We start from the raw sequence: 23899 nt of genomic DNA on the forward strand, positions 1-23899 counted from the left end.
CGTTTCGGCATCGGGTACGATGTGGGCAGATAACGGCTCGGTGAGCGACCCGATCGGAGGTGCCATGAGGATCTCGTCCTTCGGCGCGTCCGTGGGCTCCGGTCCCGTGCACTGCGTGCTCCTCGACATCGAGGACGGGCACGTCGTCGGCCGCCAGGCGCGCACCATCGATCCGGGGCCGTACCGGCTCGGGCGCCGCGGCAACCTGCTGTCCTCGGGTTTCGACCTGCTCGCGAGCCATGCGGAGGGCGACGTCGACGCCTCCGCGGTGACGGTCCGCTCGCGGCGCGACCTGCTCTCCGTCCGCCTGGGTGCGCGCGGCGGGGTCCGCGCCGCGGGGATCGTGCGCGACGCCGACGCCGTCCTGCGGGGCCTCGGTGAGCGCGGCTCCATCGCCCGGTACGACGCGGCGCTGGTCGCCGACCTCGGTGTCGACGGGACGCGCCTCTACACGGTGCGCGACGGTGCGATCACGGCCGAGCGGCGCACGCGGGCCGTCGTCTCCGACGGTGCCGGTTCCGCTGCCGCGGATCACGTCGCAGCGCTCGTCCGTTCGGCCCTCGCCGGGGCGTCCGCCGCACCCGAGGCGATGGCGCTCGTCGGCGCCGGGGCTCTGAACACCGTTGTCCGGGAAGCGGTTTCCGGGGTCGCGCGCGACGCCGGGATCGAGCCGGTCCTCGTCGACGAGCCGGAGACGATCACCGCCTCCGGCGCCGCGCTCATCGCGGCGGACCGCCGGGCCGCGGGGACGGCACCGTCGTCACTGGTGGACAGCGGGATCGGCGTCCTGGGCGGGCACAGCGTGCGGCTCACCGCGGCCATCCTGCCGCTCCTGGTGGTCGCCGCGTTGACCGGCGCGGTGCTCGCCACGGGATACGCCACCGGGATCATCGGGCCGGCCGCGCGGAGCACCGAGGAGGTCGTCCCCACGTCCTCCGATTCGGTGACCCCCGAGGACCTCAGCACCACCACGGAGCCGCGGATCACCAGCGTGACGTCGACGCTGCCGCCCGCCAAGCCGGTCGCGCCCACGCCGGTGCCGCCCGAGCACGGCGACGGCGACCCGATCACGCCCACGATGACGACCTTCGCCCCGCCGCCCGTGATCCCCACCACGACGCGGCCGCCGGTGCCGTCGACACCGACCGTCCCGCCGACATCGCCGACGGGCACGCTGCCGACCACGATCCTCCCGACGATCCCCACCGGAAGCCCGACGGGGACGCCGTCCGGGACCACCGCGCCCAGCACCCCCACCGAGGGCACCGGCACGCCCACACCGGAATCACCGGCGCCGAGGCCGGGCAACGGCCTCGTGGCCCCCGCGACCGGCGCCGCGCAGGGGACGGGGAGCTCCAGTTCGAATCCGGTGAACACCGGAGCGGCGCAGTCGGACGCGACGGCGGAGGTGGTCACGGGAGAGCCGCCGGCTCCGTCCTCCGCGCCGACGGTGACGGAACCCGCGCCCTGACGCGGCGCTCTCGCGGACCGATCAGCGGCGCGCGAACTCGAGGGTCCGGCGGAGCAGGGAGTCCACGGCGTCCTTCTCGGTGAGGAAGCCGTCGTGTCCGTCGCGGGAGTGCACGATCACCGGATCCCCACTGCCGGGCAGCAGCTCGGCGAGCTCGCGCTGCAGCCGCACCGGGTAGAGACGATCGGAGTCGATGCCGCCCACCACGACCGGGACCCGGCACGCGCGCAGGGCCGCGTCCACGCCGCCCCGGCCGCGGCCGACGTCGTGATGATTGAGCACCTCAGTGAGAACCACGTAGCTCCCGGCGTCGAACCGGTTCACCAGCTTCGCGGCCTGGTGTTCCAGGTACGAGGTCACCGCGTACCGGCCACCCGCGCGCGGTTCCTCGCGGCCCTGCGGGCGGTTCTCGAACCTGCTGTCCAGCTCGATCTCCGTGCGATAGGTCAGGTGCGCGATGCGCCGCGCGACGCCGAGCCCGGCGTCCGGGGTGCGTCCGGTGCCGTAGTAGTCGCCGCCCTGCCAGTGCGGGTCGGCCCGGATCGCGGCGATCTGCGTGGTCTGCGTGCCGATCTGATCGGCGGTGGCGCGGGCGCCCACCGCGAGGACCAGGGCCGAGCGGACGAAGTCCCCGTACATGAGGGCCCACTCGAGGGCCCGCGCGCCGCCCATCGACCCGCCGACGACCGAGGCGATGTCGTGCACGTCGAGGGCCCGCAGGAGAGCGGCTTCGGCCTCCACCTGGTCGCGCACGGTGATCACGGGGAAGCGGGAACCGTAGGGACGTCCGTCGGGGGCGATGGATCCGGGCCCCGTCGACCCCGAGCAGCCGCCCAGGACGTTCGCGGAGACCACGCACCACTCGTCCGTGTCGACGGCGGCGCCGGGGCCGATCAGCCCGTCCCACCAGCCGGCCGAGCGGTGATCGGCGTCCGCGGGCCCGGTGACGTGGGAGTCTCCCGTGAGCGCGTGCAAGGCCACCACGACGTTGTCGCGGGCAGCGTTGGGGGTACCCCAGCGCTGGAACGACATCGTCACGTCCTCGAGGACCGCACCGGACTCCAGCACCAGCGGGCCCAGCGCCACCGTCTGCACCGCGCCGTCGGGGACGCGTGCCCAATCGCCCAGCGGGCTGTCGACCGGCCGGCCTGTGCGGGTGCTGATGGTCACCGAACCTCTCCTCGCGCTTGCCACCCGGCGGCGACCGCCGGGAAACCGGGTCATCACCCGGGGCACCCCACCGCGGTGGAGGGTTGCCGGTCAGCAAGCCGGGGCTGCGCACTGACACTCATGACCACTCCCCGCAGCATAACCGACGCGGAAGGCCGTGAACGAGGTCACAGGCAGGGGCGGGAAGCACGGAAGGCGGGGCGGTGTTGCACCGTTGCGTGGAATCTTCTGCCCGGACCAGACTCGCGGTCGGCGCCATGGCGCTCGGCGGCTTCGGCATCGGCACGACCGAGTTCGCGGCGATGGGCCTCCTGCCCGACATCGCCACCGACCTCGGCGTCACCGAGCCGGTGGCGGGCCACGTCATCTCGGCCTACGCGCTGGGCGTCGTGGTCGGGGCGCCGCTCATCGCGGCGGCCTTCGCGCGCGTGCCGCGCCGGGCGCTCCTCATCGCGCTGATGGTGGCCTTCACGGTCGGCAACGCGTTGTCGGTCTTCGCGCCGACCTACGGCACGCTGATGGCGGCGCGGTTCATCGCAGGCCTCCCGCACGGCGCCTTCTTCGGCGTGGCCGCGCTGGTCGCGGCCCACCTAGCCGGGCCCGCGGAGCGCGGGCGCGCGGTGGGGCAGGTGCTGATGGGGCTGTCGGTGGCGAACGTGATCGGAGTGCCGCTGGTGACCTGGCTCGGGACCGCGCTGAGCTGGCGGTACGCCATGGGCGTCGTGGTCCTGATCGGCGCGGTCACCGTCGGGGCGCTCCTCGCCTTCCTCCCGTCGGTGCAGATCCCGGTGACCAATCCGCTCACCGAGCTCGGCGCGCTGGCCCGCCCCCAGGTGTGGTTCGCGCTGCTCACCGGTGTCGTCGGCTTCGGCGGCATGTTCGCCGTGTACACCTACATCTCGACGACCCTGACCTCCGTGTCGGGGCTCAGCGCGGCGTCGGTGCCGGCGGTCCTGGCGGCGTACGGCGTGGGCATGGTGATCGGCAACGCGGTGGGCGGGCGCGCCGCCGACGGCTCGGTGACCCGGTCGATCGCGGTCGCGCTGCTCGCGCTCGTCGTGCTGCAGGCGCTGTTCTCGCTGTGCGCGCCGCAGCCCTTCGCGGCCGTGACGCTGTTCTTCCTGATCGGCCTCACCGCCTCGGCGCTCGTGCCCGCGCTGCAGACCCGGCTGATGGACGTCGCGGGCGAGGCGCAGACCCTGGCCGCGACCCTGAATCACTCGGCGCTCAACATCGCCAACGCGCTCGGCGCCCTGCTCGGCGGCGCCGTCATCGCGGCGGGTGGCGGGTACACCGCTCCCGCCCTGGCCGGCAGCGCGCTGGCCCTCGCCGGGCTGGCGGTGTTCGGCACGGGGATGCTGGTCGCGCGGCGGTCGGCGGAACCTGTCGGAGCCGCTCGGTAGGGTCGTGGACCATGCGAAGGATTCTCGCGCTGTGCGCGATCGCCCTGCTCGCCGTCGTCGGCCTCGTGGCGTGCGGGAAGTCGGCATCCGGGCCGTCCGCCACGGCGAAGCCGGCCGTCGGCTCCTCGGCCGGCGTCCCGTCGGCAGCGTCCGCGTCGGCCACCGCGCCGTCGAACTCCGCCGTGCCGGAACGCGTCCGTGCGACCCTGGCCCGGATCGACGCCGGCACCTGGCCGCCGAACGACGGCTCGGGCACGCAGGGCGGCCGCAACTTCGGGAACTTCGAGGGACGCCTGCCGAAGACCGACAAGCAGGGCAGGCGCGCGAAGTACACGGAGTGGGACGTGAACGTCAAGAAGCCCGGCCGCGGCCGCGACGCCGAGCGCATCATCACCGGGGCCGACGGCGGCGCCTGGTACACCCTGGACCACTACGAGACCTTCACGAGGATCCGATGAGCACCCTCCCGCAGTTCCTGACGTCCGGCGCCGGCGCAGCTCTGACCCGTGCCGATCTCGACTCCCTCAAACGGCGCGAGCGCCCGCGCGTGCTCGTCGCCCGCGGCAGCCGCATGCGTACGAAGGCCGCCCTGCTCGACGAGGTGTCCGCCGCGCTGCAGTTCCCGCTCGACTTCGGTGGCAACTGGGACGCCCTCGCCGACTGCCTGGGCGATCTCGACTGGCTCGGCGGTCCCGCGCTCGTCGTACTCGGGGTCGCCGAGGCCGAGCAGGTGCTCGCCGACGACGCCGGCGCGCTCGCGACGTTCGTCGCGGTGCTCGCGGACCGGGAGGTGCAGGTACTGCTGTCCGTGTCCGACGACGCCGACGGGCCCCGGGTGCGCTCCGCCTGGGCCGCGGCGGGCCTGACCGTGGAGGCGCTCGCATGATCGTCACGTCCATCAACGTCAACGGCATCCGCGCCGCGGTGAAGCAGCGCTCCGAGGAGAACCTCGGCATGCTGCCCTGGCTCCGCGAGACGAAGGCGGACGTGGTGCTGCTCCAGGAGGTGCGCGCCACCCACAAGCAGACGCTCACGGCGCTCGCGCCGGCCCTGGAGGAGGGCTGGCACCTCGCGGCCGCGGAGTCCTCGACCGCGGGCCGCAACGGCGTCGCCGTGCTGTCGCGCCGCGAGGCCGACGCCGTGCGCATCGGCTTCGGCAGCGAGGAGTTCGACCACGCCGGCCGCTACCTCGAAGCCGACTTCGACGGCCTCACCGTCGGTTCGCTCTACCTGCCGTCCGGGGACGTGGGCACCGAGCGACAGGACGAGAAGGACCGCTTCCGCGCGGAGTTCGGCGCGTACCTGGCGAAGCTGGGCAGGCGGCGGCGCGAGGTCCTGGTGTGCGGCGACTGGAACATCGGGCACACCGAGCTGGACATCAAGAACTGGAAGGGCAACGTCAAGAACTCGGGCTTCCTCCCCGAGGAGCGCGCCTGGATGAGTGAATACATCGGCGAGGGGCGCGCCTTCAAGGACGTCGTGCGCGAGCTGCACCCCGGCGTTCCGGGGCCGTACGCCTGGTGGTCCTGGCGGGGCAAGGCCTTCGACAACGACTCCGGCTGGCGCATCGACCTGCAGATCGCCAACAACAAGCTGGCCGAGCGGGCGGTGTCCGCCCGGGTCGAGCGCGCCGCAGCCTACAACCTGCGCTGGTCGGATCACGCGCCCGTCACCGTCGAGTACGCCTGAGCCGAGCGTCGCGCCGGGGACGGCGCCGTCGGGCCCGATACTGAGGAGACGCGCCCGAGCGCGGTCGATAGACTCGTTCCCCGTGACGGAAACCGCCCCCACCCCCGCGAAGCGGCAGCGTGCGCTGTCGGGCATCCAGCCGACCTCGGACTCGTTCCACCTCGGCAACTACCTGGGCGCGGTGCGGCAATGGGTGCAGCTGCAGGACGAGTTCGAGACGTTCTACTTCATCCCGAACATGCACGGCATCACGACGCCGCACGACCCGAAGGCGTTGCGGGAGCGCACCGTCTTCGCCGCGGCGCAGCTGCTCGCGCTCGGCGTGGACCCCGCCCGCTCGACGATGTTCGTGCAGTCGCAGATCCCCGAGCACGCCGAGCTGACGTGGGTGCTCAGCTGCATCACCGGGTTCGGCGAGGCCGGCCGCATGACCCAGTTCAAGGACAAGTCGGCGAAGAACGGCACCGAGAGCTCCTCGGTGGGCCTGTTCACCTACCCGATCCTCATGGCCGCCGACATCCTGCTCTACCGGCCGCAGCTCGTTCCGGTGGGCGAGGACCAGCGGCAGCACCTCGAACTCACCCGGAACCTGGCGCAGCGCTTCAACACCCGGTTCAAGAAGACCTTCGTGGTGCCGGAGGCGTACATCGTCTCCGACACCGCCAAGATCTACGACCTGCAGAACCCGACGGCCAAGATGAGCAAGTCGGCCGAGTCCGACGCGGGGCTGATCAGCATCCTCGACGACCCCAAGGTCATCGCGAAGCGGGTGCGGTCCGCGGTCACGGACACCGAGCGCGAGATCCGCTTCGACCGGGAGAACAAGCCCGGCGTGTCGAATCTGCTCACCATCGAGTCGGCGTTCACGGGCACCCCGATCCCGGAGCTGGAGCGCGCGTACGAGGGCAAGGGCTACGGCGACCTGAAGGCACAGGTCGCGGACGTTCTCGTCGACTTCGCGACGCCGCTGCGGGACCGGGTCCAGGGGTACCTCGACGACCGCGCCGAACTGGACAAAGTTCTCACGTCGGGTCGTGAGCGGGCGCGGGAGATCGCCTCCCGCACCCTCGCGGACGTCTACGACAGGGTAGGGTTCCTGGCGCCCTAGCCAACTGTGCAGTTGCAGGAGGACGTCCAACCATGCTCCAGAAGTACCGTGACAAATGGCCGTGGTTCGACCACATCGTCGCGGCCGCCATGCGGTACCAGGACAAGAAGGGCGACTACTTCGGCGCGGGCATCACGTACTTCAGCGTGTTCGCGTTGTTCCCGCTGATCATGGTGGCGTTCGCCATCGGCGGCTACATCCTCATCAACGACGCCGACCTGCTCGCGGAGATCAAGGACCAGATCAACTCCGTGATCAGCGATCCGAGCCTGCGGACCTCGGTGAGCGACCTGGTGGACCAGGCGATCGCCTCCCGCGGCACGGTCGGCATCGTCGGCCTCGCCGGAGGCCTCTGGGCCGGCCTCGGCTGGATGTCCAACGTGCGCGCCGGGCTCACGGAGATGTGGGACAGCGAGGTGCCGGAGCAGAACTTCGTCAAGACCAAGCTGGCCGACCTCGGCGCGCTCGCCGGCCTGTTCGTCGCCCTCGTCGCGTGCATCGCGCTCATGGCGGCGGGCAGCAGCCCGCTCACCGCCAAGCTCCTCGACGCCGCGGGGCTGGGCGACACCCCCGGCCTGCACTTCGTCATCTCCGGCGCCACCCTGCTGGTCACGCTGCTCGCGCTCTGGGTGCTGTGGACCTTCGTGATCGCGCGCCTGCCGCGAGTCCAGTTCCCGTGGCGCAACGCCACCCGCGCGGGCCTCATGGCGGCGATCGCGTTCATGATCCTCACCCAGCTCGCGACGCTGCTCATCGGCAACGCGATGAAGGGCCCGGCCGGCGCGACGTTCGGCCCGATCCTCGGCATCATGCTGTTCATCTACTTCACGGCGCGGATCGTGCTGTTCGCCACCGCCTGGGCGGCGACCGACCCGCGCAATCAGCGCTACGTGATCCCGGCGGCCCCGGAGCCCGTGGTGATCTCGCCCGTCGTCCGCACGGAACCCGGTGGCGGCCGGACCGCGCTGGCGGGCGCCGCCGGACTCGCGGCCGGCCTCGGTCTCGGGTCGCTGCTGCGGCGCAAGCGCTGACCGGGCCGCTCAGGCGTCCTCGGGGGCGGTGGCCCGGGGCAGCGTGCGGCCGCGGAAGAAGGCGGGGCGCGTGACCGCGCACGCGACCATGAGCGGGACGCCGAGCACCAGCATGCCGACACCGATCACGAAGACGCCGCCGATGCCGCCGATCACGGTCTGCCCGTAGTCCGGTGCGATCATGTCGATCGCGCTCTGGGCGAACGCCCAGATCATCGCCACCCCGCCGAGAACCGGGAAGATCAAGCGCAGCACCAGGTTCCGCACCGACCGGCGCAGCGTACGGCGGAAGTACCACGCGCACGCGAAGGCCGTGATCGCGTAGTAGAAGGCCACCGCCAGCCCCAGGGAGCTGATCGAATCCTCGAGTGTGTTGCGGCTGAGCAGTGCGAGCGTGAGGTAGAAGGCCAACGCGGAACCGCCCATCACGAGGGTGCCGAACGACGGCGTGAGGTACTTCGGCTGCACCCGCGCGAAGCGCTCCGGGACCGCCTGGTAGATCGCCATGGCGAGGGTGCCGCGCGCGGTGGGCAGCACCGTCGACTGGGTCGACGAGAGGGCCGACAGTGCGACCGTGAGCACCAGCAGGCCGGCGAGGACGGCGCCCCCGACGGGGCGGCCGAGCACGGTGAGCACGTCGTCGTGGTTGTCGGTGTTGCCGAGCCCGAGACCCGTGTCGCCGAATCCCGAATAGGACTGCACGGCAACGGCGACGAGCACGTAGGTCCCCATGAGCACGACCGTCGCGAGCACCGCGGCCCGGCCGGGCGTCGACGAGGAGTCCTTCGTCTCCTCCCCGACGGCGAGGCAGGCATCCCAGCCCCAGTACAGGAAGATGCAGAGGATCACCGCGGCGGCGACCTGCGAGGCGCTGAGCCCGGTCGGGTCGAGCCAGTCCCAGCTCGGCCGCACGGCCTGGGGACCCGCGGTGCCCCGGTACACGGCCCACAGGGCGGCCGCCGCGGCAACGCCGAGCACGGCGAACTGGATCGACATGAGCACGTTCTGCATCCGCTCCGAGACGACGATCCCGCGGTACGACACCCAGGTCATCGCGACGATGAGCGCGCAGCCGAAGCCGACCACCGCCAGGCGGTCGTCGGCGAGCGAGCTCAGCCCGACGAACCGCAGGAGGTACGTCGCGGAGATCTCCGCGACGTTCGCCAGGCAGATGATCGCCGAGACCGCGAGGCCCCAGCCGCCCATCCAGCCGATCCACGGACCGAACGCCCGGCTACCCCAGGTGAACGTGGTCCCGGCGTCCGGGGTGTCGGCCGCCAGCTCCTTGTACGCGAAGGCGACCATGAGCATGGGCAGGAAGGCGACGACGAACATCGCCGGAGCCTTGCCCTGCACGTGTCCGACGACGCCGCCGAGCGTCGCCGCGAGGCTGTAGGCCGGCGCGGTGGACGACAGGCCGATCGCCATGTTGCTCAGCAGGCCCAGGGAGTTCGAGCGCAGCCCCTTGTCCGGGACGGACGTGGCGCCGACGGGTGCGGCGACCATTCAGCGGCCCCGGTTCGTGCGCATCGCGGCACCCACCAGGACGGCGATGAGTGCGAGGCCGCCGAGGCCGATGAGGAGCCGGGTGCCGTTGCCCATGCCCGACGGTCCGCTCTCGACGACGACGTCCTTCTCGCCGCGCTCGGGGCCCGGCGCGGCGCCGTCGGCGGTGACCAGCGTGCCCACGGACTTCCCGCGCAGCGCCACGCCGTAGTCGAGCAGCCGGCGGTACTGGTCCCAGTACGTGTTGCCGGCCTGCGAGAGGCCGAACATCTGCACGATCACGTAGCGGCGGCCGTCCCGGTCGACCGCACCGACGAATGTCTTCTTCGCGTCGTCCGTATAGCCGTTCTTGCCGGCGACCGCACCGGGGAAGTCGGTGAGCAGGCGGTTCTCGTTGACGATCGGATACGGCGCCACCGAGGTCGGTGCCGGCGGCGGGCTCTGCCCCGGCGGGGGCGGCGTCGGCGGCGCGGTGGTCGGCACGGGCGGATGCCCGGGGAAGGTGACCTGCGGCGTCGCGGCGATGCGTACGAACCGATCGTCGCGCAGGGCGGCGCGCAGGATGAGTGCCATGTCGTACGGGCTCGAGCTCATGCCGGGCCCGTCGAGGCCGGACGGCGATGCGGTCCGCGTATCGCGTGCGCCCAGCGATGCGGCGAGCTCGTTCATCTTCGTCACCGCGGCGTCCACCCCGCCGAGTTGCCGGGCGAGCGCGTGCGCGGCGTCGTTGCCGGAGGCGAGCAGGAGCCCCTCGAGCAACTGCTCGACGGTGTAGCGGCCGCCCACGTTGACGCCCGCGCCGTTGCCCTCCTGCGCGGCGTCCTCCGCCGTGCCCTCGACGACGGTGTTCAGGTCGAGGTCGCGCAGCACGACCTGCGCCAGCAGCACCTTGATGGTGCTCGCCGGCCGGTACCGCCCGTGCGGGTCCTTCGCGGCGAGCACGACGGGGTCGGTGCCGGCCGTGATGTCGGCGATGAGCCAGCCGGCGGAGTCGATGCCGGGCGGGGCCGGCGGCGCACCGTCGGGCACGACGAGCCCGCACCCGCCCAGCTTCTCCCCGCCGACGGGAGGGTTCGGCACCGGGAGCGGCGCCGGAGCGGGCTGCCCGGGCTTGGGTACCTCGGACTCGTCGACGGCGGGTGGCGGGACCTGCTTGTGCGGGCAGCCGTCGGTCACGAGGGTCTTCACCGCGGGGCCGGGTGTCGGCGACGGTGCGGGGCCCGGCGTCGCGGCGGCCGGGGCGGCGAGGGCGCCCAGCAGGCCGACGGTGGCGAGGACCCGGCCCGCGATGGTGGGGGTGCGCGCGATCATCGCGCTCATCGTAGTCGGCTACGGTGGCGGAATGACGGAGCGTTGTTCGAGTTTCACCGATGAGCCGCTCCCCGGTACCGCGACCACCGAGACCGGCTGGCTGTGCATCGAGAACGAGTCCGGCTGGGGCCGCGACCCGTTCTCGGGGGAGACCTTCGCGCCGGAGGTGGGTGCGGCGGTGGAGCGCTTCGCCGAATCCCGGGGCCTGCGCGTGCTGCTGATCCGGCGGCCGGGCCGCGCCGGGGGCTTCCGTGACAGGATGCGGGTGTTCGTCGCCGACTCCGTGCCGGGGGAGACGGCGCTGCGGGCGTTCACCGTCGCCGACTACGCCGAGATCCCGGATCTTCCCCTCGACGATCCGTCCGCGGGGGAGTCGGCGGGACCGATCGCCCTGGTGTGCACCAACGGCAAGCGGGACGTCTGCTGCGCCGTCCTCGGGCGGCCGATCGCTGCGTCCCTCGCCGGCTGCTACTCCGACCCGGTCGTGTGGGAGTGCTCGCATACGGGCGGCCACCGGTTCGCGCCCGTGCTCATCGTGTTGCCCACGGGCCACACGTACGGGCGGGTCACGGGTGCGCAGGCGAAGGAGGCGCTCGACGCCGCGCGCGCCGGCGTCGTCGCCACCACGGGGCTCCGCGGCCGGTCGTCGATCCCGCCCGCCGAGCAGGCCGCGGAGGTCGCGGTCCGGGAACTCCTCGGCCCCGTCGGGCCCGACGTCCTGCGCACCGCGTCCGACGGTGCCGGCACCGTCACCGTCCGGCACGAGGACGGACGTGCGTGGACCATGGCCGTGAGCGCGGAGGACCTGCCGCCGCGGATCATGTCGTGCGGCAAGAAGCCCTCCCCGGCGCGCGCCTGGCGCGTGTCGGGTCTCCAAGCGGACGGAAACTGACACCAATACCCACGAGACTCGTGGGTATGACTGAGACGACACCGGAACCGGGCTCCTACGGCGACCCGGAGATGCCCTGGAACACGCTGACCGAGGAGACCATCGGCGACTGGAACCGGAACGTGATCGCCGAGTTCCGGGCGAACGACGGGGTCGTCGGCGGCGCCTACGAGGGCGGCGCGATGATCCTGCTCACCACGACCGGGGCGCGCTCCGGCCGACCGCACACGGTCCCGCTGGGCCCGCTGTACCGCGGCGAGCAGATGTACGTCAGCTCGTTCATCGAGAAGGCCTATCCGGCGTGGTGGCACAACGTCCGGAAGAACCCGGCCGTCACGATCGAGATCGGTGCGCGGACCGTCGCGGCGATCGCGCGGGCGCTCGAGGGCGACGAGTACGCGGAGTTCGCCGCCCGGGCGCTCGCGGACAACCCCGACCTCGCGGCCTTCCAAGCCACCGTCGACCGGCCGATCCCGTTGGTGACCCTCACGCCCCGGTGATGTGGGTGGCATCACAGGGCGGTTCGTCCGGGTTCGGGCGGATTCCCCCGATCCGAATATTCCGCATGGAGTAATCGGGGAGTAGCGTGACCGCCGGGCACGACGATCGGAGGTGGGCATGGCCGTGGAACGGGCGTTGACCCCGCTGGCGATCGCGGCGCTGGCCCTGCTCACCGAGCGGGACATGCACCCCTACGAGATGTTCACGACGATGACGGAGCGGCGCGCCGACATCGTGGTCAAGCTCCGCGCCGGCTCGCTGTATCACACGGTCAAGCGGCTCGCCGACGACGGACTCGTCGTCGAGCGGGGCACGGGCCGCGACGGCAATCGCCCCGAGCGGACCACCTACGCCATCACCGCGACGGGCCGGGAACGGTTGCAGGACACGGTCGCGGACCTGCTCGCCGAGCCCGCCGAGGAGTACCCGAGCTTCCCGCTCGCGGTCTCCGAGGCGCACAACCTCGACCGCGACCGGGTGCGCGAGCTCCTGGCCGCGCGGCTCCGCCGCCTCGACGCCGACGTGACGGCGATGCGCGCGGGCCACGCCCGGGCGCTGGGCCACGCCGCAGAGGTGTACCTGCTCGACCTGGACTACCTGATCGCCATGCGCACCGCCGAGGCCGACTGGCTCCGGCGCACCGTCGAACGACTCGACGACGAGACTCTGGAATGGAAGGCGACCTGCCATGACGAATGACGCCACCACGGCGAAGCAGTACGACCCCGGTGCCCTGCCCGGCCTGCCGTCCGGCTACCGGCCCTGGCCGGCGCTCTGGGCGCTGGTCGTGGGCTTCTTCATGATCCTCGTGGACTCGACGATCGTCTCCGTCGCGACCGACGCGATCTGGATCGATCTCACGAACGGCACCGACCTCAACGGCGTCATCTGGGTGACGAGCGGCTACCTTCTCGCCTACGTCGTGCCGCTGCTGCTCGCCGGCCGGCTCGGCGACATGTACGGACCCAAGCGGCTCTACCTGGTGGGATTGACCGTCTTCACGCTGGCCTCCGCCTGGTGCGGCCTCTCCGGCACCATCGGCATGCTCATCGCGGCCCGCGTGGTGCAGGGCCTGGGCGCCGCCCTCATGACCCCGCAGACGATGGCCGTCATCACCCGCACCTTCCCGCCGAACAAGCGCGGCACCGCGATGGCCCTGTGGGGTTCGGTGGCCGGCGTCGCGATCCTCGTCGGCCCGCTGGCCGGCGGCGTGCTCGTCGACCGGCTCGGCTGGGAGTGGGTCTTCTTCGTCAACGTGCCCGTCGGTGTCGCGGCCTTCATCGCCGCCGTGATCCTCGTGCCGAACCTGCCCACCCACAAGCACAAGCTCGACATCCCCGGCATCGTGCTCAGCGCGCTCGGGCTGTTCCTGCTGACCTTCGGCCTGCAGGAGGGGCAGAAGGAGGATTGGTCGGCCGGGATCTGGACGATGATCGCGGGCGGCGTCGCGCTGCTCGTCGTCTTCGTGTGGTGGCAGTCGAGGGCCGCCGAGCCGCTGATGTCGCTGACGCTGTTCAAGGACAGGAACTTCTCGCTCGCCAACGCCGCGATCGCGTGCATGGGCTTCTCCGTGACCGGCATGTCGATCCCGCTGATGCTGTTCGCGCAGAAGTCCATGGGGCTCACGCCCACTCGCTCGGCGCTGCTGCTCATCCCGTTGGCTGTGATCTCGGGTGCGCTGGCGGCACCGTCGGGCAAGCTCGCCGACAAGGTGCACCCGAAGTACCTCACCGGCTTCGGCTTCGCCGCGAACGCGGCGGCGCTGTTCTGGCTGGCCTTCGTCGCGCACGACACGACCCCGGTGATCGGGGTCCTCGCCCCGATCGGCCTGATGGGCGTGGGCAACGCGTTCATCTGGGGCCCGCTCGCCGCCACCGCGAACCGGAACCTGCCGCTGCCGCTGGCGGGTGCCGGATCGGGCGTCTACAACATGACCCGGCAGGTGGGCGCCGTGCTCGGCAGCGCCGCCGTCGGCGTGCTCATGCAGCACGAGATCGAGCAGAAGTTCGGCGCCGCCACCGGCCATGCGCAGGGTGGCGGCGCGATGGCCACCGGCGCCCTGCCGCAATTCCTGCGCGGCCCGTTCGCCGACGCCATGGGATCCACGATCCTGTTGCCCGCCGCCGCGCTCGTGGTCGCGTTCGTCGTGGTGCAGTTCTTCGCGACGCCGACGCACCAGAAGGCGCCCGCGGCCGTCGACGCCTGACGCCGTGCACCGCCGGCCCCCGAAGGGCCGGCGGTGACGGAGGCCGTGCGGCTCAGCTGATCCGACGGCGGTAGGCGAGCATCGCGGCGCCGTAGGCGACGACCAGGATGCCGCCGCACCAGGCGAGCGCGGAGACGAGATCCCCGGTGTCCACGGGGCGCTCGGCCAGCAGCGCGGAGATCGTGTTCACGATCGACGTGACCGGCTGGTTCTCCGCGAACGCGCGCACCGGCCCCGGCATGGTGTCGGTGGGCACGAAGGCGGAGCTGATGAACGGCAGGAAGATCAGCGGGTAGGAGAAGCCGGTCGCGCCGTCCACCGACTTCGCGGTGAGGCCGACGGCCACGGCGATCCACGTGAGCGCCAGGGTGAACAAAGCCAGGATCCCGGCGACACCGAGCCAGGCGAGCGGGCCGGCGGACGAGCGGAAGCCCATGACGAGCCCCACGCCGATGATGATCACCACGGTGATCGCGTTCGCCACCATCGACGTGAGCACGTGGGCCCACAGCACGGAGGAGCGCGCGATCGGCATCGACTGGAAGCGCTCGAAGATGCCGCCCTGCATGTCGTTGAAAAGGCGCAGCGCGGTGTACGCGATGCCGGAGGCGATGGCCATCAGCAGGATTCCGGGGAGCAGGTAGTTCACGTAGTTCGTGCCGCCCGTGCTGCCCTTGATCGCCCCGCCGAAGACGTAGACGAACAGCAGCATCATGGCGATCGGCGTGATCGCCGTGGTGATGATCGTGTCGGCGCTGCGGGTGATGTGCTTGAGCGAGCGGCCCAGCAGCGCGCTGGTGTCGGAGACGGCGTAGGTGGTCATGATCGGTCCTCCGAAGTGGTGGAATCGGCGCGGGAGCCGGTGAGGGCGAGGAAGATCTCCTCGAGTGTGGGCTGCTTCTCGACGTACTCGACCTTGGCCGCGGGCAGCATCCGCTTGAGTTCGGCGAGGGTACCGTTCGCGATGATCCCGCCGTCGCGCAGGATGGCGATGCGATCGGCGAGCTGCTCGGCCTCCTCCAGGTACTGCGTGGTGAGCAGGACGGTGGTGCCGCGCTGGGCGAGCTCCTGGACGATCTCCCAGACGTCGATCCGGGCCTCCGGGTCGAGTCCGGTGGTGGGCTCGTCGAGGAAGATGACGGCGGGGTCGCCGATCAGGCTCATGGCGATGTCGAGCCGGCGGCGCATACCGCCCGAGTAGGTGGCGACCTTCCGGCCGCCCGCGTCGGTGAGGCGGAAGCGGGTCAGGAGGTCGTCGGCGACGGCACCCGGATCGCTCTGGTGCCGCAGCCGCGCCACCAGCACGAGGTTCTCGCGCCCGGTGAGGATCTCGTCGACGGCCGCGAACTGCCCCGTGAGGCTGATGGATTCGCGTACCTGCTGGGCATCGGCGGTCACGTCGTAGCCGTGGACCGCGGCGGTGCCGGCGTCCGGGCGGAGCAGGGTGGACAGGATGCGGACGAGCGTGGTCTTGCCCGCGCCGTTCGCGCCGAGCAGGGCGAAGATGCTGCCCGGCGCGACCTCGAAGTCGACGCCGCGGAGCACCGGCAGATCGCCGTAGGACTTCTCGATACCGCGGACCTCGATGGCCGCGGTGGTGGTCATGGTCATGATGTTCTCCTGGTGAGGGGTGCGCGCTCAGCGGGCGCGCCGGATATCGATGTCGCCGAACTTGGCCCGGGCGCGGACGGTGACGTGGTCGCCGGTGAAGTCGGGGAGGGGATTCTCGTCGAGGTGGTTGCGGACGCGCCCCTCCTTGGAGGACACGTCGAGCCAGGCCGGAACGCCCTCCGCCACACCGACGGTGAGCTTGCCGTAGCTGCTCTCGAGGTCGATGACGCCGTCGCGGACGCCGTTCACCGTGATCGCGCCGTAGGCGGTCTTCGCGGCCACGGACGAGGTGGCCCGGTCGATGTCGAGGTCGCCGTAGGACAGGTTCGCCTCGACGGCGCCGTTCGTCTCGCCGATGCGGATGCTGCCGTGCGAGGCCTTGAGCAGCGCGTCCCCGGCGACGGATCCGAGGCGGATCTGGCCGTGGTCGGCGGTGATCTCGGCGGAGCCGCCCACCGCTCCGGCGGTGGCGTTGCCGTGCCCGGCGCGCAGCCACAGGTCCCCCGTCGAATCCAGTTCGACGGTGCCCGTGCTCGCCTTGATCCGGGTCGCGGCGAGGCGCCCCTCGGTGCGGACGCTCCCGACCGCGCTCTCCGCCGTGAACCGGGAGCCTGCGGGCAGTTCGACGGTGACGTCGACGGACTCGGTGGCGCCGATGAAGCTCATGAGGCCGAGTTTCGGCTTGGGGCCGACGATCGTGAGCCGGCCGCCGTCGAACTCGACCCGTGTGGCCTCCGCCCCGCGCCGGTCGGCGGCCTTGCTCGCCGAGCTCGGCGTCACGGTGACGACGGTGTCGGTGCGGTCGGTCGCGATCACGTCGATGTCGCCGACCTGCAGGTTGATCGCGAGGTCGATGGGTTCGGGGGTGGGGAAGACAGGCATGGTGGGACCTTTCGGAGGGTGTGTTCGGCCGACCCCGCGAGTCGCGGGGTTGTTCCGGTCTGTTCGGTTGTCGGCGGGGGGAGGTTCAGCGCGCCCAGCCGGCGAAGTCGTCGCCGGTCCGGAGGGCGCGCTGCGCGGATCGTCGCTTGCGGGGCGCGAGCGCGGCCGCGACCGCTCGTACCAGCCAGGTGTTCACCGAGACGCCCTCGGCAGCGGCGGCCTCGTCGACCTGTGCCTTGAGCGCATCCGGAAGCCGGAGCGTGGTCCGCGACGTGCTGGTGTCGTCGAAGTCGACGCCGGCCGCGGTCGCCTCGTCGTCCTCGTGCTCGGTGCGTGCGGCCGCGACGACGAACTCCACGTCCCGGCCACGCAGGCGCAGGTCGACGGAGCCGGGCACCAGGTCGCGGGTGATCTCGCCGGTCGCGGCCGACAGGGCGTCGAGCAGGACCAGCCGGGTGGCGGCGTCGAGGCTGGACGCGAGGCGTTCCGCGGAGGCGCGGGCGTCGTCGACGCCGTTGTCGCCGGCGTCGACGAAGTCCCGCTCGGCGGCGGCGATGAGCTGGCGCTGGAGGTCGCTGACGAAGGGCGTGATGTCCATGGCGTCAACTATGACACCACTATGGTGTCGCGTCAAGACCGTTCGCGGGAATCGACTCGAAAGTGCAGGTCAGCAGTGGTGTCACGGTGGTGCATCGAGGGTGGTGAACCTCATGCGGATAGGAGAACGCCCCGGACCTCGGGTGAGGTCCGGGGCGTTTCCGGGCTGCAGTCGAGTTCTAGCGGCTGAACAGGAGGGCGCGCTTGACCTCCTGGATGGCCTTGGTCACCTGGATGCCGCGGGGGCACGCGTCGGTGCAGTTGAAGGTGGTGCGGCAGCGCCACACGCCGTCGACGCCGTTGAGGATCTCCAGGCGCTCGGCGGCGCCCTCGTCGCGGCTGTCGAAGATGAAGCGGTGCGCGTTCACGATGGCCGCGGGGCCGAAGTACGAGCCGTCCATCCAGTACACCGGGCAGCTGGTGGTGCAGCACGCGCAGAGGATGCACTTGGTGGTGTCGTCGAAACGCTCACGGTCCGTGGGGGACTGGATGCGCTCGCGGGTCGGCTCGTTGCCCGAGGTCATCAGGAAGGGCTTCACGGCGCGGAACGCGTCGAAGAACGGCTCCATGTCGACGACGAGGTCCTTCTCCACCGGCAGGCCGCGGATCGGCTCCACCGTGATGGTGATGTCCTTGCCCTCCTGCAGGAAGTCCTTCATCAGCATCTTGCACGCCAGGCGGTTCACGCCGTTGATGCGCATGGCATCGCTGCCGCACACGCCGTGGGCGCACGAGCGGCGGAACGTCAGCGTTCCGTCGAGGTAGCCCTTGATGTACAGGAGCAGGTTCAGGAAGCGGTCCGAGGGGAGCGCGGGGACCCGGTAGCTCTGCCAGCCGGCCGCGTCGGGGTCCTCCGGGTTGAACCGGTAGACCTTGATCGTGACCATCGTGGAGCCGGGCGGGACCGGCGGCTGCACGGACGCGGGGGTGTCAACTGCGGCGGTCATCAGTACTTACGCTCCATCGGCTCGTAGCGGGTCTGCACGACGGGCTTGGTGTCGAGACGGATCCCGGACTCCAGGCCCTCGCCCTCCTTGTACGCCATGGTGTGCACCATGTAGTTCTCGTCGTCGCGGTTCGGGTAGTCCTCGCGGGCGTGGCCGCCGCGGGTCTCCTTGCGGTTGAGGGCGCCGACGACGGTGACCTCGGCCAGCTCGAGCAGGAAGCCGAGCTCGATGGCCTCGAGCAGGTCGCTGTTGAAGCGCTTGCCCTTGTCGGTGACGGTGACGTGCTCGTAACGCTTCTTGAGGGCGCGGACGTCCTCGAGGGCCTGCGTGAGCGTCTTCTCGGTGCGGAAGACGGCGGCGTTGTTGTCCATCGTCTGCTGCAGCTCGGTGCGGATCGCCATGACGTTCTCGTTGCCGTGGTCGCTGAGCATCGCGGCGACCCAGTTCTCGACCATCTCGGCCGGGTTCTCGGGCAGTGGCACGAAGTCGTGCGTCTTGGCGTACTCCGCCGCGGCGATGCCGGAGCGGCGGCCGAAGACGTTGATGTCGAGCAGCGAGTTGGTGCCGAGGCGGTTGGCGCCGTGCACCGACACGCAGGCGCATTCGCCCGCGGCGTACAGCCCGGGGACGATGTGGTCGTTGTCGCGCAGGACCTCGCCGTGGACGTTGGTGGGGATGCCGCCCATGACGTAGTGACAGGTCGGGTACACGGGCACCAGCTCGGTGACGGGGTCGACGCCGAGGTAGGTGCGCGAGAACTCCATGATGTCCGGCAGCTTGGCCATCAGGGTCTCCTCGGGGATGTGCGTGACATCCAGGAGCACGTAGTCCTTGTTCGGGCCCGCGCCGCGGCCCTCGAGCACCTCGAGCACCATCGAGCGGGCGACGATGTCGCGCGGCGCGAGGTCCTTGATGGTGGGGGCGTAGCGCTCCATGAAGCGCTCGCCGTCGACGTTGCGGAGGATGCCGCCCTCGCCGCGGACGCCCTCGGTGATGAGGATGCCAAGGCCCGCGAGGCCCGTCGGGTGGAACTGGTGGAACTCCATGTCCTCCAGGGGCAGGCCCTTGCGGAAGACGATGCCCATGCCGTCACCGGTGAGGGTGTGGGCGTTGGACGTGGTCTTGTACATCCGGCCCGAGCCGCCGGTGGCGAAGATGATCGCCTTCGCGTGGAAGACGTGGATCTCACCGGTCGCGAGCTCGTAGGCGACGGCACCCGTCGCGACGGGGCCCTCCTCGGTCTCCGTGAGCGCGATGTCGAGGACGTAGAACTCGTTGAAGAACTCCACGTCGTGCTTGACGCAGTTCTGGTACAGCGTCTGCAGGATCATGTGGCCGGTGCGGTCCGCGGCGTAACATGCGCGGCGAACCGGGGCCTTGCCGTGATCGCGGGTGTGGCCGCCGAAGCGGCGCTGGTCGATCTTGCCCTCCGGCGTGCGGTTGAAGGGCAGGCCCATCTTCTCCAGGTCGAGCACCGCGTCGATGGCCTCCTTGGCCATGATCTCCGCGGCGTCCTGGTCGACGATGTAGTCGCCGCCCTTGACCGTGTCGAAGGTGTGCCACTCCCAGTTGTCCTCCTCGACGTTGGCGAGGGAGGCGCACATGCCGCCCTGCGCCGCGCCGGTGTGGGAGCGGGTGGGGTAGAGCTTGGTGAGCACCGCGGTGCGGGCGCGCGGCCCGGCCTCGATGGCCGCGCGCATACCGGCGCCGCCGGCGCCGATGATCACCACGTCGTAACGATGTTCCTGCATGATGCGGGTGAGTCCTTCCTGGCCGTTACTGGGCGGTGGGCACGGAGGCCGGATCGAACGAGAGGAGCGCGTACGAGCCGAGGCCGACCACGAGGATCATCGACAGCACGAGCAGGGTCTTGAGCCAGAACCGCGTGCGGTCCTTGCGGGCGTAGTCGTCGATGATCACGCGCAGGCCGTTGCCGCCGTGCAGCTGGGCGAGCCACAGCATCGTGATGTCCCAGATCTGCCAGAACGGGCTGGCCCAGCGCTGCGCGACGAAGGCGGCGCTGATCCGGTGCACGCCCTGGCTGTCCAGCGCGAGCATGATGAAGACGTGCCCGAACACGAGCACGAGCAGGGCGATGCCCGAGAAGCGCATGAACAGCCAGGCGTACTTCTCGAAGTTGCCGGCCGCCGGGCGGTGCGGCGAGCGCGGGTTGTCGAGCGAGGCGGGGCGGTCGTACTGCTTGAGCAGCGTCTTGGCGAGCTTGGGTTCGTTCGCGGTGGTCATGTTCTTCGTCCCCCTCAGCCTGCGTGCGAGATCATGATGTAGAGCAGGCGCGCGGCCATCCCGGCGCCGGTGATGAGGAAGACGGTCCACACGGCGATGGACATCGCCTTCTGGTACTGCACGCCCTTGCTCCAGAAGTCCACGAGGATGACGCGGACGCCGTTGAGGGCGTGGAACAGGATGGCCATGACGAGGCCGATCTCGAGCAGGCCGATGATCGGCGTCTTGTACGTCTTGATGATCGCGTCGTACGCCTCGGGGTCGATGCGGATGACCGCGGTGTCGAGAACGTGGACGAACAGGAAGAAGAAGATGGTGACGCCGCTGATGCGGTGCAGCACCCAGTTCAACATGCCCGGATCGCCCTTGTAGAGGGAGACGCGGCGCGGCTCCTCGGCGGCCGCCACCTCGGTACTACTGGTCATCGAGTCCTGCCTTCGACATCGTTTCTTGGATACGGCCGGACATCGGTCGACGGAGGGACTCTGAGCCCTCGCGCCGGCGTCGATCGCGACGTATACCTGAACCCACGCCTTGACCTTAAACCCACCGGAATGTGGAATCGAAACCACGGTCCCGATCCATTGGGGCCGAACAGATTTAGTTAGGTATGCCTGACCGAAATTGACCCGGAATCAACAAGCCTCCGGAAGGGAGTGATCGGCTGTGTCCGATATCGACTGGGAGGCATTGCGGCGCACCGCCGTCGACGCCATGGGGCGCGCCTACGCCCCCTATTCGAACTACCCCGTGGGGGCGGCCGCCGTGACCGGCGACGGCCGCGTCGTGTCGGGTTGCAATGTGGAGAATGTCTCATACGGACTGACCCTGTGCGCGGAATGCGGGCTCGTGAGCGCGCTCCATTCCACGGGAGGCGGGCGACTGCTCGCATTCACGTGCACGAACGCCAACGGGGACGTCCTGTTGCCCTGCGGCCGGTGCCGGCAACTGCTCTACGAGCACGGCGGAGGGGACCTCCTGATCGACCACCGCTCCGGACCGATGCCGCTGAGCCGGCTCCTGCCCGACGCCTTCGGGCCCGACGACATGGATGAGGTAATCCGATGACCGAAGTGTTCGACGCCGTCTCCGTGATCGCCGCCAAGCGCGACGGCAAGGCCCTCACCGACGGCCAGATCGATTGGGTGATCGACCGGTTCACCGCCGGAGAGGTGGCGGACTACCAGATGTCCGCGCTGGCGATGGCGATCTTCCTCAACGGCATGGACCGCCGCGAGATCGCGCGCTGGACCGCCGCGATGATCGCCAGCGGTGAGCGGATGGACTTCTCGGGACTGCGCCGCGACGGCCGTCCCCTCGCCACCACCGATAAGCACTCGACGGGCGGTGTGGGGGACAAGATCACCCTGCCGCTGACCCCGCTCGTCGCGTCCTACGGCGTGGCCGTACCGCAACTCTCGGGTCGCGGGCTCGGCCACACCGGCGGCACCCTCGACAAGCTCGAGGCCGTCCCGGGCTGGCGCGCCGAGCTGACCAACGAGGAGATGTTCGACCAGCTGGAGAAGGTGGGCGGCGTGATCTGCGCCGCCGGCTCCGGCCTCGCCCCGGCCGATAAGAAGCTCTACGCGCTCCGCGACGTCACCAGCACCGTCGAGGCCATCCCGCTCATCGCCAGCTCGATCATGAGTAAGAAGATCGCCGAGGGCACCGACTCGCTCGTGCTCGACGTCAAGGTCGGCAAGGGCGCCTTCATGAAGACCGCGGCGCAGGCCCGCGAGCTCGCCGAGACCATGGTCGCGCTCGGCCACGACTCCGGCGTGAACACCGTCGCGCTGCTCACCGACATGTCCACCCCGCTGGGCCGCACTGCGGGCAACGGCCTCGAGGTCGCCGAATCCCTCGAGGTTCTCGCCGGCGGCGGACCGTCGGACGTGGTGGAGCTGACGCTCGCGCTCGCACGGGAGATGCTCGCCCTCGCGGGCGTCGACGCCGATCCGGCCGAGCACCTCGCCAACGGCAGGGCGATGGACAGCTGGCGGGCGATGATCGCGGCCCAGGGCGGAGACCCCGACGCCCCGCTGCCCGTCGCGCGGCACACGCGCACCGTCGCCGCGCCCGCCTCGGGTGTCGTCACCGAGCTCGACGCGATGGGTGTCGGCGTCGCCGCCTGGCGCCTGGGCGCCGGCCGGGAGCGGCAGGGCGAGCCCGTGCAGGCGGGCGCGGGCGTCACCTGGCACGCGACCGTCGGCGATCGGGTGACCGCGGGGGAGCCGCTGTTCACGCTGCACACCGATACCCCGGAGAAGTTCGACGGTGCCGTCGCCGCGCTCGACGGCGCGGTGACGATCGGCGAATCCGCGGCGCCGCGCGGTTCTCTGGTGCTGGACCGGGTGACCGTCTAGGGATTCATGACGCGGACGGGGGCGCCCGCGAGATACGCGCGGACGTCCTCGGCCGCGTCGGCGTAGAAGGTGCGGTACTGCTGCTCGGTGACGTAGCCGACGTGCCCCGTGAGGACCGAGTTCGGCACCGCGCGGATCGGGTCGTCCGCGGGCAACGGCTCGGCGTCGAAGACGTCGAGTGCGAGCCGGATGTCGCCGCGGCGGGCCGCGTCGGCGGCGGCCGGCGTGTCCAGCACGCCCGCACGGGAGGTGTTGACCAGGAGTGCACCGGGCTTCATCCGGGCGATGTCGGCGGCGCCCACGATGCCGCGCGAGCGCGCGGACAGCACGTAGTGGATGGTGACCACGTCGGCCCGCTCGAACAGCTCCTGCTTCGACACCGCGGTCACGCCCGCCTCGGCGGCGCGCTCGGCGTCGAGGTTCGACGACCAGGCGATCACGTCCATGCCGAACGCCGCGCCGACCCGCGCGACCCGGCGGCCGAGGTTCCCGAGCCCCACCAGGCCGAGCACGGAGCCCTCGAGCTCGGTCCCGACGGTGCTCTGCCACCGTCCGGCCCGGATGTTCGCGTCCTCGGTGGGGACGTGGCGCAGCGCGGCCAGGATCAGCGCCCAGGTGTGTTCGGCGGCGGCTGCGGGTCGGTACCCGGTGTGGCACACCGTGATCCCCAGCTCCGATGCCGCGGCCAGATCGATCGCGGCGTTGCGGCGGCCCGTCGTGACGAGCAGCCGCAGCCGGGGGAGCGAGCGGAGGACGTCCGCGGGGAATCGCGTGCGCTCACGCATCGCCACCACCCCGTCGAACTCCGCCAGCTGGGCGGCGACGTCGGTGAGCGGCTCGGTGAAAACGGTGACGTCGAGCCCGGAGAAGTCGCCGTACGTGCGGGAGACGTCCTGGAAGTCGTCGAGGATCGCGATGCGCATGGCATCCACGCTAGCCGCCGGCGGTAGTGCTGGCACCACCCCGG

General features: G+C 71.0%; 25 protein-coding genes and 1 riboswitch. Of the genes, 13 read left to right on the forward strand and 12 right to left on the reverse strand.

Annotated features, from left to right (window positions below; genetic code table 11):
* Positions 1–64: 64 nt before the first annotated feature.
* Complete coding sequence (locus ELY19_RS12920; RefSeq protein ID WP_126196558.1) at positions 65–1471, forward strand: hypothetical protein; 1407 nt, start codon at positions 65–67, stop codon at positions 1469–1471.
* A gap of 21 nt (positions 1472–1492) precedes the next feature.
* On the opposite strand, the gene metX is transcribed toward ELY19_RS12920, so the two are convergent.
* Entirely contained in the window at positions 1493–2635 is a 1143-nt protein-coding gene (gene metX, locus ELY19_RS12925) for a homoserine O-acetyltransferase MetX (protein WP_126198828.1), read from the reverse strand.
* A gap of 14 nt (positions 2636–2649) precedes the next feature.
* Positions 2650–2767: riboswitch (SAM riboswitch) on the reverse strand.
* Positions 2768–2898: 131 nt separating this feature from the next.
* Between metX and ELY19_RS12930 the strand changes: the two genes are divergently transcribed.
* The 6 genes from ELY19_RS12930 (at position 2899) to yhjD (ending at position 7872) form a co-directional block, all read left to right on the forward strand.
* Positions 2899–4044, forward strand: coding sequence for an MFS transporter (locus ELY19_RS12930; protein WP_126198829.1), 1146 nt, complete (start codon positions 2899–2901; stop codon positions 4042–4044).
* 11 nt (positions 4045–4055) lie between these two features.
* A complete protein-coding gene (locus ELY19_RS12935) occupies positions 4056–4502 on the forward strand; it encodes a guanyl-specific ribonuclease (protein ID WP_126196559.1) in 447 nt (148 codons plus the stop codon).
* Entirely contained in the window at positions 4499–4930 is a 432-nt protein-coding gene (locus ELY19_RS12940; protein WP_197715896.1) for a barstar family protein, read from the forward strand. The genes ELY19_RS12935 and ELY19_RS12940 overlap by 4 nt, the downstream gene beginning before the upstream one ends.
* On the forward strand, positions 4927–5733 hold the full coding sequence (locus tag ELY19_RS12945) for an exodeoxyribonuclease III (protein ID WP_126196560.1): 807 nt from the start codon (positions 4927–4929) through the stop codon (positions 5731–5733). The genes ELY19_RS12940 and ELY19_RS12945 overlap by 4 nt, the downstream gene beginning before the upstream one ends.
* A gap of 82 nt (positions 5734–5815) precedes the next feature.
* Positions 5816–6841: a tryptophan--tRNA ligase gene (gene trpS / locus ELY19_RS12950; RefSeq protein ID WP_126196561.1), complete on the forward strand. Its 1026-nt coding sequence runs from the start codon at positions 5816–5818 to the stop codon at positions 6839–6841.
* Between the two features lie 32 nt (positions 6842–6873).
* A complete protein-coding gene (gene yhjD, locus ELY19_RS12955) occupies positions 6874–7872 on the forward strand; it encodes an inner membrane protein YhjD (RefSeq protein ID WP_126196562.1) in 999 nt (332 codons plus the stop codon).
* Between the two features lie 9 nt (positions 7873–7881).
* Here the strand turns inward: yhjD and ELY19_RS12960 are convergent, their stop codons facing one another.
* Positions 7882–9378 carry an APC family permease gene (locus ELY19_RS12960; protein WP_126196563.1) on the reverse strand — a complete coding sequence of 499 codons (1497 nt, stop codon included), beginning with the start codon at positions 9376–9378 and terminating at the stop codon, positions 7882–7884.
* Positions 9379–10689 (reverse strand): D-alanyl-D-alanine carboxypeptidase family protein, encoded by a 1311-nt coding sequence (locus ELY19_RS12965; protein WP_126196564.1) that lies wholly within the window; start codon positions 10687–10689, stop codon positions 9379–9381.
* 31 nt (positions 10690–10720) lie between these two features.
* On the opposite strand from ELY19_RS12965, the gene ELY19_RS12970 reads away from it, so the two are divergent.
* The 4 genes from ELY19_RS12970 to ELY19_RS12985 all read left to right on the forward strand — a co-directional run bounded on the left by ELY19_RS12970 (position 10721) and on the right by ELY19_RS12985 (position 14288).
* A complete protein-coding gene (locus ELY19_RS12970; protein ID WP_126196565.1) occupies positions 10721–11581 on the forward strand; it encodes a ferredoxin family protein in 861 nt (286 codons plus the stop codon).
* A 26-nt stretch (positions 11582–11607) separates the two neighbouring features.
* Positions 11608–12081, forward strand: a complete 474-nt coding sequence (locus ELY19_RS12975; RefSeq protein WP_126196566.1) for a nitroreductase/quinone reductase family protein — start codon at positions 11608–11610, stop codon at positions 12079–12081.
* Between the two features lie 118 nt (positions 12082–12199).
* Positions 12200–12781 carry a PadR family transcriptional regulator gene (locus ELY19_RS12980; protein WP_126196567.1) on the forward strand — a complete coding sequence of 194 codons (582 nt, stop codon included), beginning with the start codon at positions 12200–12202 and terminating at the stop codon, positions 12779–12781.
* The gene (locus tag ELY19_RS12985) at positions 12771–14288 is read left to right on the forward strand and encodes a DHA2 family efflux MFS transporter permease subunit (RefSeq protein ID WP_126196568.1); all 1518 of its coding nucleotides are present in this window, start codon (positions 12771–12773) and stop codon (positions 14286–14288) included. Before ELY19_RS12980 ends, ELY19_RS12985 begins: the two co-directional genes overlap by 11 nt.
* 52 nt (positions 14289–14340) lie before the next feature.
* On the opposite strand, the gene ELY19_RS12990 is transcribed toward ELY19_RS12985, so the two are convergent.
* The 8 genes from ELY19_RS12990 to sdhC all read right to left on the reverse strand — a co-directional run bounded on the left by ELY19_RS12990 (position 14341) and on the right by sdhC (position 20994).
* Positions 14341–15111: an ABC transporter permease gene (locus tag ELY19_RS12990; protein ID WP_126196569.1), complete on the reverse strand. Its 771-nt coding sequence runs from the start codon at positions 15109–15111 to the stop codon at positions 14341–14343.
* Entirely contained in the window at positions 15108–15899 is a 792-nt protein-coding gene (locus ELY19_RS12995; protein ID WP_126196570.1) for an ABC transporter ATP-binding protein, read from the reverse strand. Before ELY19_RS12995 ends, ELY19_RS12990 begins: the two co-directional genes overlap by 4 nt.
* Before the next feature lie 27 nt (positions 15900–15926).
* On the reverse strand, positions 15927–16781 hold the full coding sequence (locus ELY19_RS13000; protein WP_126196571.1) for a DUF4097 family beta strand repeat-containing protein: 855 nt from the start codon (positions 16779–16781) through the stop codon (positions 15927–15929).
* 85 nt (positions 16782–16866) lie between these two features.
* Positions 16867–17379 carry a toxin-antitoxin system HicB family antitoxin gene (locus ELY19_RS13005; RefSeq protein ID WP_126196572.1) on the reverse strand — a complete coding sequence of 171 codons (513 nt, stop codon included), beginning with the start codon at positions 17377–17379 and terminating at the stop codon, positions 16867–16869.
* 178 nt (positions 17380–17557) lie between these two features.
* Positions 17558–18325: a succinate dehydrogenase iron-sulfur subunit gene (locus ELY19_RS13010; protein ID WP_068528814.1), complete on the reverse strand. Its 768-nt coding sequence runs from the start codon at positions 18323–18325 to the stop codon at positions 17558–17560.
* Positions 18325–20076 carry a succinate dehydrogenase flavoprotein subunit gene (gene sdhA, locus ELY19_RS13015; protein ID WP_126196573.1) on the reverse strand — a complete coding sequence of 584 codons (1752 nt, stop codon included), beginning with the start codon at positions 20074–20076 and terminating at the stop codon, positions 18325–18327. The genes ELY19_RS13010 and sdhA overlap by 1 nt, the downstream gene beginning before the upstream one ends.
* A gap of 25 nt (positions 20077–20101) precedes the next feature.
* The gene (locus ELY19_RS13020) at positions 20102–20569 is read right to left on the reverse strand and encodes a succinate dehydrogenase hydrophobic membrane anchor subunit (protein ID WP_126196574.1); all 468 of its coding nucleotides are present in this window, start codon (positions 20567–20569) and stop codon (positions 20102–20104) included.
* A 14-nt stretch (positions 20570–20583) separates the two neighbouring features.
* Entirely contained in the window at positions 20584–20994 is a 411-nt protein-coding gene (gene sdhC, locus ELY19_RS13025; protein WP_126196575.1) for a succinate dehydrogenase, cytochrome b556 subunit, read from the reverse strand.
* 241 nt (positions 20995–21235) lie between these two features.
* Here sdhC and ELY19_RS13030 point away from each other — a divergent pair, with 241 nt between their 5' ends.
* On the forward strand, positions 21236–21637 hold the full coding sequence (locus ELY19_RS13030) for a cytidine deaminase (protein ID WP_126196576.1): 402 nt from the start codon (positions 21236–21238) through the stop codon (positions 21635–21637).
* Positions 21634–22932, forward strand: a complete 1299-nt coding sequence (locus tag ELY19_RS13035) for a thymidine phosphorylase (protein ID WP_126196577.1) — start codon at positions 21634–21636, stop codon at positions 22930–22932. Before ELY19_RS13030 ends, ELY19_RS13035 begins: the two co-directional genes overlap by 4 nt.
* On the opposite strand, the gene ELY19_RS13040 is transcribed toward ELY19_RS13035, so the two are convergent.
* Positions 22929–23855 (reverse strand): D-2-hydroxyacid dehydrogenase family protein, encoded by a 927-nt coding sequence (locus ELY19_RS13040; protein WP_126196578.1) that lies wholly within the window; start codon positions 23853–23855, stop codon positions 22929–22931. The genes ELY19_RS13035 and ELY19_RS13040 overlap by 4 nt on opposite strands.
* Positions 23856–23899: the final 44 nt, after the last annotated feature.

It is taken from the genome of Tsukamurella paurometabola, from assembly GCF_900631615.1.
Taxonomy (GTDB): Bacteria; Actinomycetota; Actinomycetes; order Mycobacteriales; family Mycobacteriaceae; genus Tsukamurella; species Tsukamurella paurometabola_A.